This window comes from Bacillus sp. SD075 (genome assembly GCF_017355165.1).
GTDB lineage: Bacteria > Bacillota > Bacilli > Bacillales > DSM-1321 > Peribacillus.
In genome coordinates this window covers 121,941-139,275 of record NZ_JADILK010000003.1, presented here as the reverse complement: position 1 = coordinate 139,275, position 17,335 = coordinate 121,941, and the positions used below count along the sequence as shown (strand labels likewise).

At 41.9% G+C, this 17,335-nt stretch carries 18 protein-coding genes; all 18 read left to right on the top strand.

All coding sequences use genetic code 11. The features are described from left to right. Positions 1 to 55: 55 nt before the first annotated feature. A complete protein-coding gene (locus IOC57_RS03945) occupies positions 56 to 289 on the top strand; it encodes an acyl carrier protein (RefSeq protein ID WP_034313729.1) in 234 nt (77 codons plus the stop codon). Positions 290 to 551: 262 nt separating this feature from the next. Further along, positions 552 to 1,295, top strand: coding sequence for a ribonuclease III (gene rnc, locus IOC57_RS03940; RefSeq protein ID WP_207437591.1), 744 nt, complete (start codon positions 552 to 554; stop codon positions 1,293 to 1,295). 20 nt (positions 1,296 to 1,315) lie between these two features. Next, on the top strand, positions 1,316 to 4,879 hold the full coding sequence (smc, locus tag IOC57_RS03935) for a chromosome segregation protein SMC (protein WP_207437499.1): 3,564 nt from the start codon (positions 1,316 to 1,318) through the stop codon (positions 4,877 to 4,879). Positions 4,880 to 4,906: 27 nt separating this feature from the next. Beyond that, positions 4,907 to 5,923, top strand: a complete 1,017-nt coding sequence (gene ftsY, locus IOC57_RS03930) for a signal recognition particle-docking protein FtsY (protein ID WP_207437498.1) — start codon at positions 4,907 to 4,909, stop codon at positions 5,921 to 5,923. 242 nt (positions 5,924 to 6,165) lie between these two features. Further along, complete coding sequence (locus IOC57_RS03925; protein WP_207437497.1) at positions 6,166 to 6,498, top strand: putative DNA-binding protein; 333 nt, start codon at positions 6,166 to 6,168, stop codon at positions 6,496 to 6,498. An 11-nt stretch (positions 6,499 to 6,509) separates the two neighbouring features. Then, a complete protein-coding gene (gene ffh / locus IOC57_RS03920) occupies positions 6,510 to 7,850 on the top strand; it encodes a signal recognition particle protein (protein ID WP_063231885.1) in 1,341 nt (446 codons plus the stop codon). 153 nt (positions 7,851 to 8,003) lie between these two features. After that, a complete protein-coding gene (rpsP, locus tag IOC57_RS03915) occupies positions 8,004 to 8,276 on the top strand; it encodes a 30S ribosomal protein S16 (protein ID WP_034313715.1) in 273 nt (90 codons plus the stop codon). A 13-nt stretch (positions 8,277 to 8,289) separates the two neighbouring features. Beyond that, positions 8,290 to 8,520: a KH domain-containing protein gene (locus IOC57_RS03910; RefSeq protein WP_207437496.1), complete on the top strand. Its 231-nt coding sequence runs from the start codon at positions 8,290 to 8,292 to the stop codon at positions 8,518 to 8,520. A 221-nt stretch (positions 8,521 to 8,741) separates the two neighbouring features. After that, positions 8,742 to 9,128: a YlqD family protein gene (locus tag IOC57_RS03905; protein WP_034313711.1), complete on the top strand. Its 387-nt coding sequence runs from the start codon at positions 8,742 to 8,744 to the stop codon at positions 9,126 to 9,128. A 10-nt stretch (positions 9,129 to 9,138) separates the two neighbouring features. Beyond that, positions 9,139 to 9,657 carry a ribosome maturation factor RimM gene (gene rimM, locus IOC57_RS03900; RefSeq protein WP_207437495.1) on the top strand — a complete coding sequence of 173 codons (519 nt, stop codon included), beginning with the start codon at positions 9,139 to 9,141 and terminating at the stop codon, positions 9,655 to 9,657. Beyond that, the gene (gene trmD / locus IOC57_RS03895; RefSeq protein ID WP_207437494.1) at positions 9,657 to 10,391 is read left to right on the top strand and encodes a tRNA (guanosine(37)-N1)-methyltransferase TrmD; all 735 of its coding nucleotides are present in this window, start codon (positions 9,657 to 9,659) and stop codon (positions 10,389 to 10,391) included. Before rimM ends, trmD begins: the two co-directional genes overlap by 1 nt. Positions 10,392 to 10,521: 130 nt before the next feature. Then, complete coding sequence (gene rplS / locus IOC57_RS03890; protein ID WP_034313702.1) at positions 10,522 to 10,869, top strand: 50S ribosomal protein L19; 348 nt, start codon at positions 10,522 to 10,524, stop codon at positions 10,867 to 10,869. 222 nt (positions 10,870 to 11,091) lie between these two features. Then, positions 11,092 to 11,652 (top strand): signal peptidase I, encoded by a 561-nt coding sequence (lepB, locus tag IOC57_RS03885; protein ID WP_207437493.1) that lies wholly within the window; start codon positions 11,092 to 11,094, stop codon positions 11,650 to 11,652. Positions 11,653 to 11,669: 17 nt separating this feature from the next. Next, positions 11,670 to 12,542: a ribosome biogenesis GTPase YlqF gene (ylqF, locus tag IOC57_RS03880; protein ID WP_207437492.1), complete on the top strand. Its 873-nt coding sequence runs from the start codon at positions 11,670 to 11,672 to the stop codon at positions 12,540 to 12,542. Between the two features lie 155 nt (positions 12,543 to 12,697). After that, positions 12,698 to 13,480 (top strand): ribonuclease HII, encoded by a 783-nt coding sequence (locus IOC57_RS03875; RefSeq protein ID WP_396020764.1) that lies wholly within the window; start codon positions 12,698 to 12,700, stop codon positions 13,478 to 13,480. Positions 13,481 to 13,492: 12 nt separating this feature from the next. Further along, a complete protein-coding gene (locus IOC57_RS03870; RefSeq protein ID WP_207437491.1) occupies positions 13,493 to 15,412 on the top strand; it encodes a hypothetical protein in 1,920 nt (639 codons plus the stop codon). Beyond that, positions 15,409 to 15,681 (top strand): EscU/YscU/HrcU family type III secretion system export apparatus switch protein, encoded by a 273-nt coding sequence (locus tag IOC57_RS03865; RefSeq protein ID WP_207437490.1) that lies wholly within the window; start codon positions 15,409 to 15,411, stop codon positions 15,679 to 15,681. Before IOC57_RS03870 ends, IOC57_RS03865 begins: the two co-directional genes overlap by 4 nt. 491 nt (positions 15,682 to 16,172) lie before the next feature. Beyond that, positions 16,173 to 17,333 (top strand): ADP-forming succinate--CoA ligase subunit beta, encoded by a 1,161-nt coding sequence (gene sucC / locus IOC57_RS03860; RefSeq protein ID WP_207437489.1) that lies wholly within the window; start codon positions 16,173 to 16,175, stop codon positions 17,331 to 17,333. Positions 17,334 to 17,335 lie beyond the last annotated feature (2 nt).

Below are 17,335 nucleotides of genomic sequence, written 5' to 3'. Positions count from 1 at the left end.
TTTCTTTGATTTTTTTCGAAATTAATTTATAATGTCTTGAGGGGAGGTGAACACATTGGCAGATGTATTAGAAAGAGTAACTAAAATCGTTGTAGATCGTTTGAACGTAGAAGAATCAGAAGTAAAACTTGAAGCTTCTTTCAAAGAAGATCTTGGTGCCGATTCCCTGGATGTAGTTGAACTAGTCATGGAATTCGAAGACGAGTTTGATATGGAAATTTCGGACGATGACGCTGAAAAAATCGCCACAGTGGGTGATGCTGTGAATTACATACAAAGCACTATGTAATGAATGTCATTTGACTAAAAGCTCCGTTTTTTAACGGGGCTTTCTCTTATTGCTTAAAGAAGTTTGATGCAGCGGCAGATAAGGGAATGAGCGTGTGCAAGGGTATGCTCCGCCTGCATGGCAGTGGTCTTTTGCCATTAGTTTTCTTTAAGCGGATAATAATGTATGATGGTACATAGGAAAGCTTGACAGGAATTCCTGCCAGGTTTCTTTTTATATATTGGAAAAATATGCTTTTTGAACCGTTGGAGGGTTTTGTGTGATGCGTAGGAACGGAAATAATCGTAAACCATCAATCAAGGATAATAAATTTAAGCAGTTGCAAGAAAATCTGGGTTTTCATTTTAAAGATGAAAATTTATTGAAACAAGCTTTTACACATTCATCTTATGTGAATGAGCATCGCCGTAAGCCTTATGAAGATAATGAAAGGCTTGAATTCTTGGGGGACGCTGTACTTGAACTGACCATCTCTAAATACTTATATCAAAAATATCCGATGATGAGCGAAGGTGAACTTACCAAACTAAGGGCAGCCATTGTGTGTGAGCCTTCCCTTGTTGCTTTTGCTAATAGCCTTTCTTACGGGGAATATGTATTACTCGGAAAAGGGGAAGAAATGACAGGTGGAAGAGAACGGCCTGCCATGCTTGCGGATGTATTCGAGGCCTACATTGGTGCTTTGTACCTTGATCAAGGATTAGAGCCAGTTGTGCAGTTTTTGACGAATGTCGTGTATCCGAAGATAGACGAGGGTGCTTTTTCTCATGTGATGGATTATAAGAGCCAGCTTCAGGAGCTGATCCAGCGGGATGCCATCGGTGTCCTGCAATATAAGATCTTGCAGGAAAAAGGACCAGCTCATAATCGGGAGTTTGTTTCGACCGTCTCCCTGAATGGGGAAGAGCTGGGATCTGGAATAGGAAAGTCCAAAAAAGAAGCGGAGCAGCATGCTGCCGAGCATGCATTGATCGTTTTAAAAGAAAAAAATCAACAAGATAGTTGAACAGTAGAGGGGGAAAGGTCATGTTCCTCAAACGTTTGGACGTTGTAGGATTTAAATCTTTCGCAGAGAAAATTTCGATTGATTTTGTACCTGGTGTCACGGCAGTGGTTGGACCAAACGGAAGCGGTAAAAGTAATGTGACCGATGCGGTCCGTTGGGTACTTGGAGAGCAGTCTGCTAAATCATTGCGTGGAGCAAAAATGGAAGATATCATCTTTTCGGGAAGTGACACGAGGAAAGCATTGAATTTTGCGGAAGTATCATTGACCCTTGATAACGAGACCAATTCCCTGCCGATTGACTTTCATGAAGTCAGTGTGACAAGACGTGTATATCGATCGGGAGAAAGTGAATTTTTCATTAATAATCAAGGTTGCCGTCTGAAAGACATCATAGATCTTTTCATGGATTCCGGTCTTGGTCGAGAAGCATTTTCAATCATCAGCCAAGGGAAAGTGGAAGAAATCCTAAGCAGTAAGGCTGAAGAGAGACGAGTGATCTTTGAAGAAGCGGCCGGTGTCTTGAAGTATAAAACAAGAAAACGAAAAGCGGAATCGAAGCTGACGGAAACACAGGATAACTTAAACCGTGTCCATGATATCCTCCATGAATTGGAGGGGCAGGTGGAGCCGTTAAAAATACAGTCTTCCCTCGCAAAGGAGTTTTTGGCGAAGAAAGACGAACTTGAGCAAATAGAAGTGGCTTTAACTGTTTTTGAAATAGAAGAACTTTATGAAAAATGGGAAAAACTGTCGCAGGAACTTGAAAAACATAATGAAATGGAACAGCAAATGGCAGGACAGCTTCATGACAGGGAAGCGCATCTCAAAAAGCTAAGGGATAGTCTAGCGACGCTCGAGACATCGATCAATGGACTGCAGGAAATTCTCCTGAATGCCAGCGAAGAACTTGAAAAGCTTGAAGGCCGTAAAGAGGTTTTGAAAGAACGGAAAAAAAATGCTGCCCAAAACAAGTCACAGCTAGAAAAAGCGATTGTGGAAGGTGAGGCTGCTGTCGAGCGTCTGTCTTTGCAAAAGGAAAGAGAAACGGAAATCCTGAATGCACTGAACTTGGAAGTGAAAGGGATTCAAGAAACCTTACATGAAAAACAAAAAAGCCTAGGCCTATTCAATAGTGATATCGAAGCGATGATCGAAGCGAAAAAGAGTGACTATATCGAGTGGCTGAACAAGCAAGCATCGGCTAAAAACGAAAAACAATACCTGCTCCAGCAGCTAACACAGCAGGAACATAAAAATGCCAAACTTGATATGGAAAATGAAAAGTTCTTAACCGAAAGAATGGATATCACTGCAAAAAAAGTGGAATATTCAAAGCTGATGGACAATATGACAAAACAGCTTGAAGAGCATGTCACTTATTTCCGAAATCAGCAGAATAAATTGAATGCGGCAAAAGATACGTATCAAAAACAAGAAACCACTCTTTATAAGGCCTATCAATTCCTTCAACAGGCAAAATCACGTAAGGAACTGCTTGAAGAAATGGAAGATGATTATGCAGGCTTTTTTCAGGGTGTAAAAGAGGTTTTGAAAGCGAAAGAAACCCTTCGAGGCATTGAAGGGGCAGTTGCAGAATTGATAAAAGTCCCAAAGGAATATGAAACGGCCATCGAGACGGCTCTGGGTGGAGCGATGCAGCATGTTGTCGTGGAACGCGAAGAACATGCACGGGAAGCCATTTCCTTTTTGAAGAAAAATAGGTATGGGCGAGCGACGTTCTTACCTTTATCAGTCATAAAGGCAAGAGAGATATCAGCTAGCCAATTATCGATGCTGAAGAGTCATTCAGCTTTTGTGGGGACGGGTTCCTCATTGATCCAATATGATGATAGGCATGCAGCAATTGCTGAAAACCTATTAGGAACCGTGATGATCACCACAGATTTAAAAGGTGCAAATGACCTGGCGAAAATGATGCAGCATCGTTTCCGCTTCGTAACACTTGAAGGGGATATCGTCAATCCAGGTGGTTCAATGACTGGTGGAGCCTTAAAGCAAAAAACGACCTCCCTGCTTTCAAGGAAAACAGAATTGGAAGAGCTCCATCAAAAACTTGCTGCCATGGAAGCTAAAACGAATCAGCTGGAAAAGCAAGTCAAACAGCTCAAAGTGGATGTGGGTGTTCAAGAGCAAACGCTTGAACAAACCAGAAAAACAGGAGAGAGACTTCGATTACAAGAACAAACCCTTAAAGGCGAACTCCGGGAAGTTGAGCTGCAGGAAAGAAATGTGAATGAGCGGCTGCATCTTTATGATTTGGATAAAAATTCTTATTTAGAAGAACAACAGCAAAAAACGGCAAGGCTTGAAGAGCTGGAAGAACTTTTGGAATCATGTAAAGCGGAAATTGAAGGGTTGGACCGATTGATTTCCGAAATGACCGAACAAAAGCAATCACAACAATCCTCAAAAGAGAGTCTTGCTGAAGAAACGAATGAATTGAGGGTAATGCTGGCCTCTAAGCGTGGGCAGCTACAAAACCAAAAAGAGAAAATGGAACGCATTGAATCGGATCTTTCAAAGGAAACAAGCAGACTTGCCGAAAACAAAGATGATTTAGGGCTTCTGACCAATGAAATGACAGACAGTTCAAGCGGGGAAGAGTCCCTGGAAGATATGGCTCAACAGAAATTGCTCGATAAAAATGGAGCAATTGAAGGAATCACCATAAAAAAACAGGAAAAAAACGAGCTTCTAAAGGAAGTTGAAACGCTAGAACTGTCCTTGAAAGAAGAAAATCGACTTTATAGAGGCATAGTCGAAGTGATAAAGGATGAAGAAGTGAAATTAACTCGTCTGGATGTCGAACTGGAAAATCGCCTTGACCATTTGAGAGAAGAATATACCCTCTCCTTTGAAGGTGCAAAAGAACAGTATCCTTTGATGATGCCTGCAGAAGAGGCTCAAAAAAGGGTGAAGCTCATCAAGCTTGCTATCGAGGAACTGGGAACGGTGAATCTAGGTGCAATTGATGAATACGCACGTGTAGCTGAACGCTATGAATTCCTTCTTAGTCAAAAGGAAGACCTTCAACAGGCTAAAGATACATTATTCCAAGTCATCGATGAAATGGATGATGAAATGAAGCGGCGCTTTGCGGACACCTTCTATTCAATCCGTGAAGAATTCGAACAAGTTTTCAAAGCTTTATTTGGCGGAGGCAGAGCGGAGCTGAAACTGACAAATGCGGATGATTTACTAAATACAGGGGTAGATATCATTGCACAGCCTCCTGGGAAAAAACTGCAAAATTTGAGCCTCTTATCCGGGGGAGAACGAGCATTGACAGCCATAGCCCTTTTATTTTCCATTCTAAAAGTGCGTCCGGTACCGTTCTGTATCCTTGATGAAGTCGAGGCAGCGCTTGATGAGGCGAATGTCGTCCGGTTCAGTCAATTTTTAAGGAAGTTCAGCAGGGAAACGCAGTTCATCGTGATTACTCACCGCAAAGGCACGATGGAAGAGGCCGATGTCCTATATGGCATTACGATGCAGGAGTCAGGCGTCTCCAAACTTGTTTCAGTCCGGATGGAAGAATCAGAAAACTTTATTGAAGTTTAAAATTCATGAATTAGAGGAAGTGGGACAATGAGTTTTTTTAAAAAGCTAAAAGAGAAATTTACGACCCAGGAAGAAAAAGAAAAATCAGTTGAAGCAGAAGTATCTATAGGGGAAAAATTCAAGCAAGGTTTGACAAAAACGAGAAATTCCTTTACTGGAAGGGTTAATGAACTTGTTGCCCGGTACCGGAAAGTGGATGAGGACTTTTTTGAAGAACTTGAAGAAATTCTGATACAGGCTGATGTAGGCTTTGATACTGTGATGGAACTAATTGATCAATTAAAAATGGAAGTCAAGCTTCGCAATATCTCTGATACGAGGGAAGTGCAGTCCGTTATTTCCGAAAAGCTTGTTGAAATCTACCAAGGTGAAGATGAAGCGACATCAAGCCTGAATATACAAGAAGAAGGTTTGACGGTCATTTTGTTTGTAGGGGTTAATGGGGTAGGTAAAACGACGACTATCGGTAAACTTGCCCATAAATTCAAAACGGAAGGTAAATCGGTCGTATTGGCTGCCGGGGATACCTTTCGTGCCGGTGCGATTGAGCAGCTTGAGGTTTGGGGGGAACGTGTAGGTGTGAGTGTGATCAAACAGGGTGAAGGCTCTGACCCTGCAGCGGTCATGTTTGATGCCATTCAGGCCGCCAAGGCACGAAAAGCTGATATTCTGATCTGTGACACTGCCGGTCGCCTACAGAATAAAGTAAATTTAATGAAGGAATTGGAAAAGGTGAAACGTGTAATTGAACGTGAAGTACCAGGTGCGCCACACGAGGTGTTGCTTGCCCTTGACGCAACAACTGGACAAAATGCCCTTATTCAGGCCAAGACATTCAAGGAAGCGACCAATGTTTCCGGAATTGTTTTAACAAAGCTTGATGGCACCGCAAAAGGTGGAATTGTTTTGGCGATTCGCAATGAATTGGCCATTCCCGTTAAATTTGTCGGGCTAGGTGAAAAGATGGACGATTTACAGGAATTCGATGCTGAGAAATATGTTTATGGCCTTTTTGCTGATATCATCGATAAAGAAGAGGCGTAAGAAAAATAGTAAGCCGGAAGAGATTATTCTCTTCTGTTTTTTTGTCCTCGCTTTAATGAGCCGCATGATACAGGATTTTTTTCACAGTGGCGAGTTGGAGGAACGATTGCAGAAAGCAATAAAAAAAGAAAAAAAAGTTTTGCAAACAAGTGGTAAGGAGTTTGACTTGACATCAAATAAACAAGGCTTTACAATATAAACTTGTAAAGGGTTTTCACTTAACAGCAGGGAGGCTTGCTAAGATGCTTGAAAAGACAACGCGGATTAATTATTTGTATGACTTTTACCAATCGTTGTTAACAGAGAAGCAGCAGAGCTACATGTCCCTCTACTATCTGGATGATTACTCTCTTGGCGAGATTGCCGATGAATACGAAGTCAGTAGGCAGGCAGTCTATGATAATATAAAAAGAACAGAAGCGATGCTTGAGGAATACGAAGCAAAGCTATTGTTATTTCGAAAATTTCAAGAGCGTAACCAGTGGATTGCGAATATGAAGGGACTCATAGAAAAGGATTCCTTTTCAAAAGAGAAGCTGCTAGACGCAATCACAACGCTTGAGAAGTTGGATTAGGAGGCGGCAATATGGCATTTGAAGGATTGGCCGACCGACTGCAGAGCACGATGCAAAAGATTCGTGGAAAAGGGAAGGTCAACGAAGCGGACGTAAAAGAAATGATGCGTGAAGTTCGATTGGCCCTGCTTGAAGCGGATGTTAACTTTAAAGTCGTGAAGGATTTTGTAAAACGTGTCAGTGAACGTTCGGTAGGTCAGGAAGTGCTGAAAAGCTTAACCCCCGGTCAACAGGTAATTAAAGTAGTTAAGGAAGAATTGACGGAGCTGATGGGCGGCGAACAGAGCAAGATTGCCGTTGCCTCGAAACCACCGACCGTCATTATGATGGTAGGGCTTCAGGGTGCTGGTAAAACGACTACCACCGGAAAGCTTGCCAATCTTCTTAGAAAAAAATACAACCGCAAGCCATTGCTCGTTGCGGCTGATATTTACCGTCCGGCGGCGATTAAGCAGCTTGAAACACTTGGCAAACAATTAAGCATGCCTGTTTTCTCCCTTGGGGACCAGGTGAGTCCTGTTGAAATTGCCAAACAGGCAATTGAAAAAGCTAAGGAAGAACATCATGATTATGTGTTGATTGATACCGCAGGCCGCCTTCATGTTGATGAAAACTTGATGGGCGAACTGAAGGATATCAAAGAGTTGACAAAACCTGATGAAATCTTCCTGGTTGTCGATGCGATGACAGGTCAGGATGCGGTCAATGTAGCCCAAAGCTTCAATGAACAGCTAGGCCTGACAGGAGTCGTATTAACAAAGCTTGATGGGGATACACGTGGTGGTGCGGCGCTTTCAATTCGTTCAGTCACCAACACGCCGATTAAATTCGTCGGTATGGGTGAAAAATTGGATGCACTTGAAGCGTTCCATCCGGAGCGGATGGCGTCAAGGATCCTCGGCATGGGTGATGTATTGACCCTTATCGAAAAAGCACAGGCCAATGTAGATGAAGAAAAAGCGAAAGAATTAGAGAAAAAGATGCGTACAGCCACTTTTACTTTTGATGATTTCCTTGAGCAGCTTGGTCAGGTGCGGAATATGGGACCGCTTGATGATATTCTGAAAATGATTCCCGGAGCGAATAAAATGAAAGGGATGGACAACCTTCAGATCGATGAGAAACAGATCGGTCATGTTGAAGCTATCATCCGTTCAATGACAACGCATGAAAAGGAACATCCAGAAACCATGAATGCATCCCGCAAGAAACGTATTGCCAAAGGAAGCGGCAGATCGATTCAAGAAGTGAACCGTTTACTGAAGCAATTCGAAGAAATGAAAAAGATGATGAAACAGGTTACGAACATGCAAAAAGGAAAGAAAAAGGGATTTAAATTCCCGTTCATGTAAGGTTTATTTTTGGCAGAAACTGAGGCGAAATTCGGGTCGAAGCCATGTATTTCAACACTTTTTTTACCTGTTAAGAAAAAAACCTTTACAAACATGCAAGACATTTGATATTATACTATCTTGTGTGAAACTATTCGGAGGTGCTTATTTAAAATGGCAGTAAAAATTCGCTTAAAACGTATGGGAGCTAAAAAATCTCCTTTCTATCGTATTGTAGTTGCAGATTCTCGTTCACCACGTGACGGACGTTACATTGAAGTGGTAGGAACTTATAACCCGGTGACTCAACCAGCTAAAGTTGAAATCAACGAAGAGCTTGCTCTTAAATGGTTACAAGATGGAGCTAAACCATCTGATACAGTTCGTAACTTATTCTCAACACAAGGCATCATGGAAAAATTCCATGTTGCAAAAAACAGCAAGTAATCGACGGTAGTTGATGAAAGCACTAGTTGAAACGATTGTTTCAGCACTTGTGGATTATCCGGAAGAGGTCATCGTGACCTCCAAGGAAGAATCCGACCGGATTGTTTATATCCTCTCCGTCCATAAAGAGGACATGGGCAAGGTGATCGGTAAACAAGGGCGTGTTGCTAAGGCGATTCGGACTGTGGTATATGCAGCAGGATCTTCACAGCAGAAGAAAATCTATTTGGAGATTTCCGAATAAGGAGGGTTAATAGCCCTCCTTTTTTTGTACTTCAAGAGAGTGGAATTCTGACTTAAATCCTAATTGAATAGACCCTGACTTTAAACTTTACGCCTTTTTAAGACGCATCTTTTACCGATTTACGTTATACTTAAGAGAATGACCCCCATTTCAAAAAGATTACCCAATCATACATATTTTTTGAAGGAAATAAGAAATCATAGATAATAGGAGGTGCTGGAATGAAAATTCTCCAAAATGTGATCGTTAACCAAGTATTAACGGAATCCAGCAAGAATCAGCTCCTCGAGAAATACAAGTCAAAACGCCTTCAGCTTCAAAAAGAGAGTGAACAGCTTCGCTTTGAACTGAAAAAACTTGAAAAAACAAGAACTCTCCAACCTGCCAGTCTCCGTGCTCATTTCGAAAAGGAAATAAACCAGAGGCAAGAAAAAATTAAACTGCTTGAATTTCAAATGGAGCAGTTGGAGATCCTTCCCGCAGGTAGTGAATTGAAGGAACGGGAAGTTCAAAGTATCATTGATGTGGAAATTGGGGCAGATTGGGACGAAATTATGGCAACGAAGACCATTGTCATTAAAGATGGAATCGTCTCGGAAATTCGTTAGAGGTGAAAGAATGGAAAAATGGTTTAATGTAGGTAAAATTGTCAACACACATGGTCTTTTAGGAGAAGTCCGTGTTATTTCTTCAACAGACTTTCCGGAAAAACGATACAAAGTGGGAAATACTCTGTATTTGTTTAGGGACACGGAGAAAAAACCCTTGCCGCTTATCGTCAGGTCGCATCGCACCCATAAAAACTTTAACCTATTGACGTTCGAGAACTATTATAACGTCGGACAGGTCGAGGCTTTTAGAAACGGGGTCCTGAAAGTCAAGGAAGCACAGCTTGGTAAATTGGACGAAGGGGAGTTCTTCTTCCATGAAATCATCGGCTGTTCTGTATTTACGGATGAAGGTATGGAAGTGGGGGAAATCATTGAGGTTCTTACGCCTGGTGCCAATGATGTTTGGGTCATTAAGAAAGCTGGCAGTAAGGACATCCTGATCCCGTATATTGAACAAATTGTAAAAGAAGTGGATATTTCCTCTAAAAAGGTCATCATTACACCGATGGAAGGACTTTTAGACTGATGAAAATCGATGTGCTTTCGCTTTTTCCAGAAATGTTCGAAGGGGTATTTGGTTCGTCAATCTTAAAAAAGGCTGCGGAAAAGCAGGCAGTCAGCTATAAGGTAACCAATTTTCGAGATTATGCAGATAATAAGCATTCGACGGTAGACGATTATCCGTATGGCGGCGGTGCAGGAATGGTATTGAAGGCACAGCCGATCTTTGATGCTGTGGAAGCTCTTAAAGGACAAGGAGAGCTAACTCCAAGGGTAGTCCTGCTTTGTCCCCAGGGGGAGCGTTACACGCAGAAAAAAGCCGAAGAGTTTGCTGAAGAAAAGCATCTCATCTTTATTTGTGGGCATTATGAAGGGTATGATGAGCGCATCCGGGAGCATGTCATAACGGATGAAATATCGATTGGTGACTTTGTGCTTACAGGCGGGGAATTGGGTGCAATGGTCATTATCGACAGTGTTGTGCGCTTGCTGCCCGGCGTTCTGGGAAATGTTGACTCCCCGATTCTTGATTCCTATTCTTCTGGTTTGTTAGAGCATCCCCATTATACTAGACCTGCAGATTTCCGTGGGATGAAAGTACCCGATCCGCTAATATCCGGGAATCATAAAAAAATCGATGAATGGCGGATGAAGGAATCTCTGCGCAGAACTTGGATTCGACGTCCGGATTTGCTCGATAGTTATGAACTATCGGAAGTTGAAAAAAAATTATTGTCCGAGATTAAAAAAGAAGACTGATGTCTATTGCATCGACGTTTATAGTATGATAGGATATACCTTGTGACTTGAGCAAAATGCTCAGTCTTATAACGATGTTCCGCTGCAAACAATAAGTATTTGCAAGAGCGTCCAGGAGGAGTTGAAATCGATGCAAAATCTTATTAACGAAATCACAAAAGAACAACTTCGCTCAGATCTTCCATCATTCAGACCTGGTGACACAGTACGTGTACACGTAAAGGTTATTGAAGGAACTCGCGAACGTATCCAGTTGTTTGAAGGCGTTGTAATCAAACGTCGTGGCGGCGGAGTTAGTGAAACTTTCACAGTACGTAAGATCTCTTACGGCGTTGGAGTAGAACGTGCTTTCCCTGTTCACACACCAAAAATTGCGAAATTAGAAGTTATCCGTCACGGTAAAGTACGTCGTGCGAAACTTTATTACCTACGCGAACTTCGTGGTAAAAAAGCACGTATTAAAGAAATTCGTCGTTAATTCTTCGAATATCTTCATGCGGGTTTACCATGATCCACATAAGGTGAATAACCAAACAGTATCATGCAAAAAGGGAGCTTGTTTATCAGGCTCCCTTTTTGCACTTTAAGAAACGGTGAATACACATACGGTGAAATCTATATCTATATAGAATCCTGCTCGCTATAGCGCACACAACATGTTAAAATGATTGTTGATATGCTTCAAAAAGGGTGGATAAGGATGGCGAAAAAGAAAAATGAATTGTGGGAATGGACAAAGGCGGTCATAATCGCTGTTATAGCGGCGACGCTGATTCGTTATTTCCTCCTGGCTCCTATCGTTGTGGACGGCAATTCCATGATGCCGACATTAAAGGATACGGACCGCATGATCGTTAATAAAATTTCCTATTCGATTGGCGAACCGAAAAGATTTGACATTATCGTTTTCGAAGCTCCAGAAGGTAAAGATTACATCAAGCGGGTCATCGGATTGCCAGGTGAAAAAGTGGAATATAGAGATGATACTCTTTACGTGGATGGAAAAGCTTATGCTGAGCCATACTTGGATGAATATAAAGAACAATTGATTGATGGCGGAGCATTGACGGAACCTTTTACATTAAGTGATGTCATAGAACAAGGAACGGTGCCTGAAGACCACCTATTTGTCCTAGGGGATAATCGCCGTTTTAGTAAGGATAGCCGCCATATTGGCGTAGGTGTCGTTCCTTACGATAAAGTGTTAGGAAAAACTAAATTAGTTTATTGGCCGATTGAAGGCTTTCGATTGGCGGAATAGTAGGAAGGTGGATTCCATTGACAATACAGTGGTTCCCTGGCCATATGGCCAAAGCAAGACGGGAAGTAACAGAAAAATTAAAACTGATCGACATCATCTTTGAACTTGTGGATGCCCGGATTCCGGCATCTTCACGAAATCCGATGATCGATGAAATCATTCAGCATAAACCGAGGGTTATCCTTTTGAATAAATCTGATATGGCCGATCCGGTAAAAACGAATATGTGGCTTGAACATTATAAATCTCAGGGGAAAACGGCGATTGCCATTAATTCACAGGCAGGAAACGGTTTAAACCAGATTACAGCTGCTTCAAAAAAACTTTTAAAAGAAAAGTATGAGCGGATGGAATCAAGAGGAATAAAGCCGAGAGCGATCCGTGCCATGATAGTAGGTATTCCAAATGTAGGGAAATCGACATTAATCAATCGACTTGCCAAAAAGAACATTGCCAAAACAGGTAATACACCTGGCGTCACGAAAGCGCAGCAATGGATAAAAGTTGGGAAGGAATTGGAATTGCTCGACACACCGGGGATTCTCTGGCCGAAATTCGAAGATCAAGAAGTAGGCTTGAAGCTTGCATTGACAGGTGCGATCAAGGATACGATTTTAAACTTGCACGAAGTCTCATTATACGGCCTTCGCTTTTTGGAAAAAGAATATCCGGATAGATTGAAATCCCGTTATAATCTGGAAGCAATTCCACAGGAAACGCTCGAATTGTTCGATGCGGTCGGAAAGTTCAGGGGCTGTTTAGCATCTGGGGGCTTCATCGATTATGACAAAACCGCAGAATTGGTCGTACGTGAAATCCGTTCAGAAAAGATGGGTCCGCTTACGTTTGAGGTTCCATTGGATTATGAAGAGGATGATATCCCCGAATAAGATTAACATTGACCTAATTGTTGTAATACGGAGCTGGAGTTGGATGTCGAAAAGGCTTTTTCTTTTTGATGTCTCTTTTCCGCTCCGTATTTTTGTCTGAACTGTAGAAAGGAAGCAAGTCTGCCGATAATTAATATGATGGGTGATAAAAGATGATAACTGCAATGAGCATTAAGGAAATCTCCTCAAAGTTAAAGACAATAAAAGAGCCCGAAGATTTATTTTTACAAGAATGCCGTGAGGACGGACGAAAGGGAGTTAACGACTTAGTAAGCAAATGGCATAGAGCTTATGAAAAAGAACAACAGGTAAGGGATGCTTTCACGGAAATGACGGAATTTGAAAGGCAATTGCGAAAACAGGGGTTTTCCATCCTGGCTGGTATCGATGAAGTGGGAAGAGGACCGCTGGCAGGACCAGTTGTGACGAGTGCGGTCATCCTGCCTGAATCTTTTTATTTACCAGGGCTTAATGATTCTAAAAAGATTCCAGAGTCAAAAAGGGAACTGTTTTATGAAATGATTTTTAAGGAAGCACTATCCATAGGTATTGGTGTTGTACATAGCCAAGTAATTGATGAAATCAATATTTATCAAGCTACGAAAAAGGCAATGGTGGCCGCATTGAACGATCTGTCAGAACTTCCTGATCATTTGTTGATCGATGCCATGGAACTGGATGTGCCGATACCGCAGCTTTCACTCATAAAGGGAGACGCAAGAAGCATTAGCATCTCTGCAGCCTCCATAATAGCGAAAGTGACCCGTGATAGGATGATGAAGGAATATGGTGAAAAATATCCGGAATATGGTTTTGAAAAGCACATGGGCTACGGGACAAGCAGACATTTGGAAGCGCTCGACATGTACGGGCTTACACCTTGGCATAGAAGAAGTTTTGCGCCGGTTAAGGAAATCGCTGCACGAACGAAGGTCTAAGGGGGATGAGTGGTGCAATCCATAACAAGCGGTCAACCCGTATCTTCACCCATTGAAATAAAAGGAACTGTGAGTTTGAAAAACGGGCAAATCCTTTTCGGGAAAGTGAATAAGGTTTTTCCTAACCAAATGGCCGAGGTACAGATTGGCCATCAAAAAATGATTGCCACTCTCGATATCCCGCTTCGGACAGGAGAAAAGTATTGGTTTCAAGTGCAACACCCAATTGAGGGGAAGGTCGTGTTAAAATCCTTAAATTCCCCCGATTTGACCATTACCGGCTTAAAGGGAACAGTTTCACAATTGATCGCTCTTCTTGGCATAACGCTCGAACCGGCCGCAACGAAACTTGCTGAATATCTCTTGGCAAATCGTCTGCCGATAACCAAGGAAACTTTTCAGTCCGCTTTACAATGGTTAAAAACTGCTGATGCTGCAGAAGTAGGTCTGCCTGTAATAAAAACAATGTTCATTCAGCAACTGCCTTTTATAAAAGAGGTATTTGATGCATTATTTACACAGTCCAAAGGTGAACCTTTCCACAAACTACTAAGCGGCTTTAAGCAGCAGCTTCAGGATAGTGGGCCAGGAACGAGGACGGCCGTCAAACTTGTGGAGGTATTGGACTCTTTACATGTTGCTAAACAGACCCAGCTTCAACAAAGCGGTTTGCAAAAACTATTGACAACTTGGCTGAATCCCGATTCAACTCCAGATATGAAATCTGGTGCATTTTCCCTACTCCAAAAGACGGGATTCTTTCCAAAGGGAATTACGGAATCTGTCTTTCTGGAAAATTTAATAGATGGAGCTGAGGCTAGGTCCGGTATTCCTGAAAATTCAGCGATTGATAAATTACACAGAGGATTGCAGCTGCTTTCCGAGGCAAAAAGCGGAGCATTTGCAAAAGTTGAAGAGATCGAAATCGCTATTAACCGCATATGGAATAGTCATGATCATGAGGAGGCAAAACCGCCAATTGATATTCACTCGATGCGGAGCAAAAACATTTCTGCAGATAAACTTTCCCCTCTTGCCTTTCATTTACTCCAGAGTGCTTATAACGAAGCGGCAGCTAAAAATGCAGTAGGCGGAAAAATAGAAGTGAATGACCTTATAGGCTACTTGAATAAGGACATAGTGCAAGTAGCTGATTCAAAGGGTAAGGCGGCTGAATTGCTGTTTCAGTCGCTTAATAAGCTTCCTGAGGCCCAATACGCTAGGATTAATGAGAAGCTGGTCCTTTCACAGGTATTGGGTGCTGATTTTCAAACAATCGATTTCACCAATGGACCTTCTGTTGCACACCAACTGAAAGAACTGACCAAGATCCTGGGTCTTCAGCTGGAACATGCACTCAGTAATCTTTCTGGAGAGGAGATGGCGGATTTACCGAAGGATTTAGAGACGCTTAAACCGCTGCTGCTTAAATTGCTGAATGAGCAAATTCCGGCAGCTATCAAGGAGATGGCAGAACAAATCCTAAATCGGATCACTGCTCAACAGATCCTTTCACAGGAAAACGGGCCGATTCAGAATATACTCCTTACACTTCCACTCAATCTGGGGTCTACTCAAACGGATCTAACGTTACAATGGAGCGGAAAGAAAACAAAAGATGGCAAAATAGACCCGGATTACTGCCGAATCCTATTTTATTTAGAATTGGAACGCCTTAAAGGTACGGTCATCGACATGCAGGTTCAAAACCGAATCATAAAAGTGACGGTCATAAATGGGCATGGTGCGATCCTTGAAAAGGCAGCCGGTCAATATCTTGATATCCTGAGAGAGAATCTGGGAAAAATGGATTACAGATTATCAGGTGTTTCATTTGTAAATCCCGTGAATGAAATAGAGCGGGACCTAAGAGTGAAACCGATTCCTTTTTCAGAAGCCGATTCATATAGTGGGGTGGATATTCGAATATGATAAATGATAAACGAAAAGAGGCCATTGCCTTAAAGTATGATCAAAAGACATCCAAAGCGCCCGTCATATTGGCGAAGGGGAAAGGGAAAACGGCTGAAAACATTCTGGGAAAGGCCATGAAACTGGATATACCGGTCCAAAGGGACGAATCTCTTGCTGCACTTTTAGGTCAATTGGATATAAATCAAACGATTCCGGAAGAATTGTATGAAGCTGTTGCAGAGGTATTTGCCTTCATTTATAAAGTTGACAGGGACTTGAATCGGTAGAAGCCTAATTATCGATGTAATTTCACCAAATGGATTTCTGTTGGTTTATGTAGAATATTAGGGAAATCACTAATGGAATTTCATTATATTAAAAAAATACTAAATTATTTGCAAAAGGACAAGGCCGTGGCTTTGTCCTTTTGCGTTTCCGTCGAATCAAGACTAGGATAACCGGAATTTTTTTTGATAAGATCTTTGAGTGAATATGGTGAAAAGGCTTTCAATGGAGCCCTTTTAATAGATTTATAACTGTAATTACTTTTTTATGAAATAGAATTTCGTAACCAAAATCAAGGATTTTAATAAGAAAATAACACCATGCAGAAGAAGGTTTTTCCCATTTTACATAAGGGTATAGAAGTATATTGTAATAATATTTTAAAAATTTTGCGAAAGAATATTATGCACGAAAGAGAATTTTGTTGTAATATAGTAGAGAAAACACGCATTAAATTTCAAAGTTGTTTTTTAGTAGATAAGGAGGATGGGAAATGAATATCCATGAGTATCAGGGGAAAGAGATATTGCGACAATACGGGGTATCCGTTCCAAATGGCCGGGTTGCCTTTACTGTTGATGAAGCAGTAGAAGCAGCGAAGGAGTTAGGTACGGAAGTTGTTGTCGTCAAAGCTCAAATTCATGCGGGCGGCCGCGGGAAAGCTGGCGGAGTCAAGGTAGCGAAGAATCTTGATGAAGCACGTACATATGCACAAGAGATTCTTGGCAAGACGCTGGTGACCCATCAAACAGGACCTGCAGGTAAGGAAGTTAAGCGTTTACTAATTGAAGAGGGCTGCGACATAACGAAGGAGTATTACATCGGGCTGGTCCTAGACCGTGCTACGAACAGTGTCGTATTGATGGCTTCTGAAGAAGGCGGAACGGAAATTGAGGAAGTGGCTGAAAAGACACCAGAGAAAATTTTCAAAGAAGTAATCGATCCGGTTGTCGGCTTGACTGGTTTCCAGGCACGTAGGATTGCATTCAATATCAATATTCCGGCTTCACTTATAAATAAAGCTTCCAAACTGATGGTTAACTTATATACTGCTTTCGTTGAAAAAGATTGCTCGATCGCAGAAATCAACCCATTAGTGGTTACGGGCGACGGCAATGTAATGGCACTTGATGCTAAATTGAATTTCGATGATAATGCGATTTACCGCCATAAAGACATCGCGGAGTACCGTGATTTGGATGAAGAGGATGCAAAAGAGATTGAAGCATCAAAACATGGCCTTAGTTACATATCGCTTGACGGAAATATCGGATGTATGGTTAATGGTGCCGGACTTGCTATGGCAACGATGGACATCATTAAACATTATATGGGAGATCCGGCTAACTTCCTTGACGTTGGTGGCGGTGCTACTGAGGAAAAAGTAAAAGAGGCTTTCAAAATCATCCTATCCGATCAAAATGTTAAAGGCATCTTCGTTAATATCTTCGGAGGAATCATGAAATGTGACATCATCGCGACAGGCGTAGTGGCTGCTGCTAAAGAGCTTGGCCTGGATGTCCCTCTTGTTGTTCGTCTTGAAGGAACGAATGTGGACCTTGGCAAAAAGATTCTAAAAGAGTCAGGTTTAAATATTACGGCTGCTGAATCAATGGCAGATGGGGCACAAAAAATAGTATCACTTGTAGGATAATA

Bases quoted from the DNA above. Each gene is read 5' to 3' on its own strand.
- rimM (WP_207437495.1), top strand. From the start codon at position 9,139: ATGGAAAAATGGTTTAATGTAGGTAAAATTGTCAACACACATGGTCTT.
- ffh (WP_063231885.1), top strand. From the start codon at position 6,510: ATGGCATTTGAAGGATTGGCCGACCGACTGCAGAGCACGATGCAAAAG.
- rnc (WP_207437591.1), top strand. From the start codon at position 552: ATGCGTAGGAACGGAAATAATCGTAAACCATCAATCAAGGATAATAAA.
- smc (WP_207437499.1), top strand. From the start codon at position 1,316: ATGTTCCTCAAACGTTTGGACGTTGTAGGATTTAAATCTTTCGCAGAG.
- IOC57_RS03925 (WP_207437497.1), top strand. From the start codon at position 6,166: ATGCTTGAAAAGACAACGCGGATTAATTATTTGTATGACTTTTACCAA.
- rpsP (WP_034313715.1), top strand. From the start codon at position 8,004: ATGGCAGTAAAAATTCGCTTAAAACGTATGGGAGCTAAAAAATCTCCT.
- trmD (WP_207437494.1), top strand. From the start codon at position 9,657: ATGAAAATCGATGTGCTTTCGCTTTTTCCAGAAATGTTCGAAGGGGTA.
- IOC57_RS03865 (WP_207437490.1), top strand. From the start codon at position 15,409: ATGATAAATGATAAACGAAAAGAGGCCATTGCCTTAAAGTATGATCAA.
- IOC57_RS03910 (WP_207437496.1), top strand. From the start codon at position 8,290: ATGAAAGCACTAGTTGAAACGATTGTTTCAGCACTTGTGGATTATCCG.
- IOC57_RS03905 (WP_034313711.1), top strand. From the start codon at position 8,742: ATGAAAATTCTCCAAAATGTGATCGTTAACCAAGTATTAACGGAATCC.
- rplS (WP_034313702.1), top strand. From the start codon at position 10,522: ATGCAAAATCTTATTAACGAAATCACAAAAGAACAACTTCGCTCAGAT.
- ftsY (WP_207437498.1), top strand. From the start codon at position 4,907: ATGAGTTTTTTTAAAAAGCTAAAAGAGAAATTTACGACCCAGGAAGAA.
- sucC (WP_207437489.1), top strand. From the start codon at position 16,173: ATGAATATCCATGAGTATCAGGGGAAAGAGATATTGCGACAATACGGG.
- lepB (WP_207437493.1), top strand. From the start codon at position 11,092: ATGGCGAAAAAGAAAAATGAATTGTGGGAATGGACAAAGGCGGTCATA.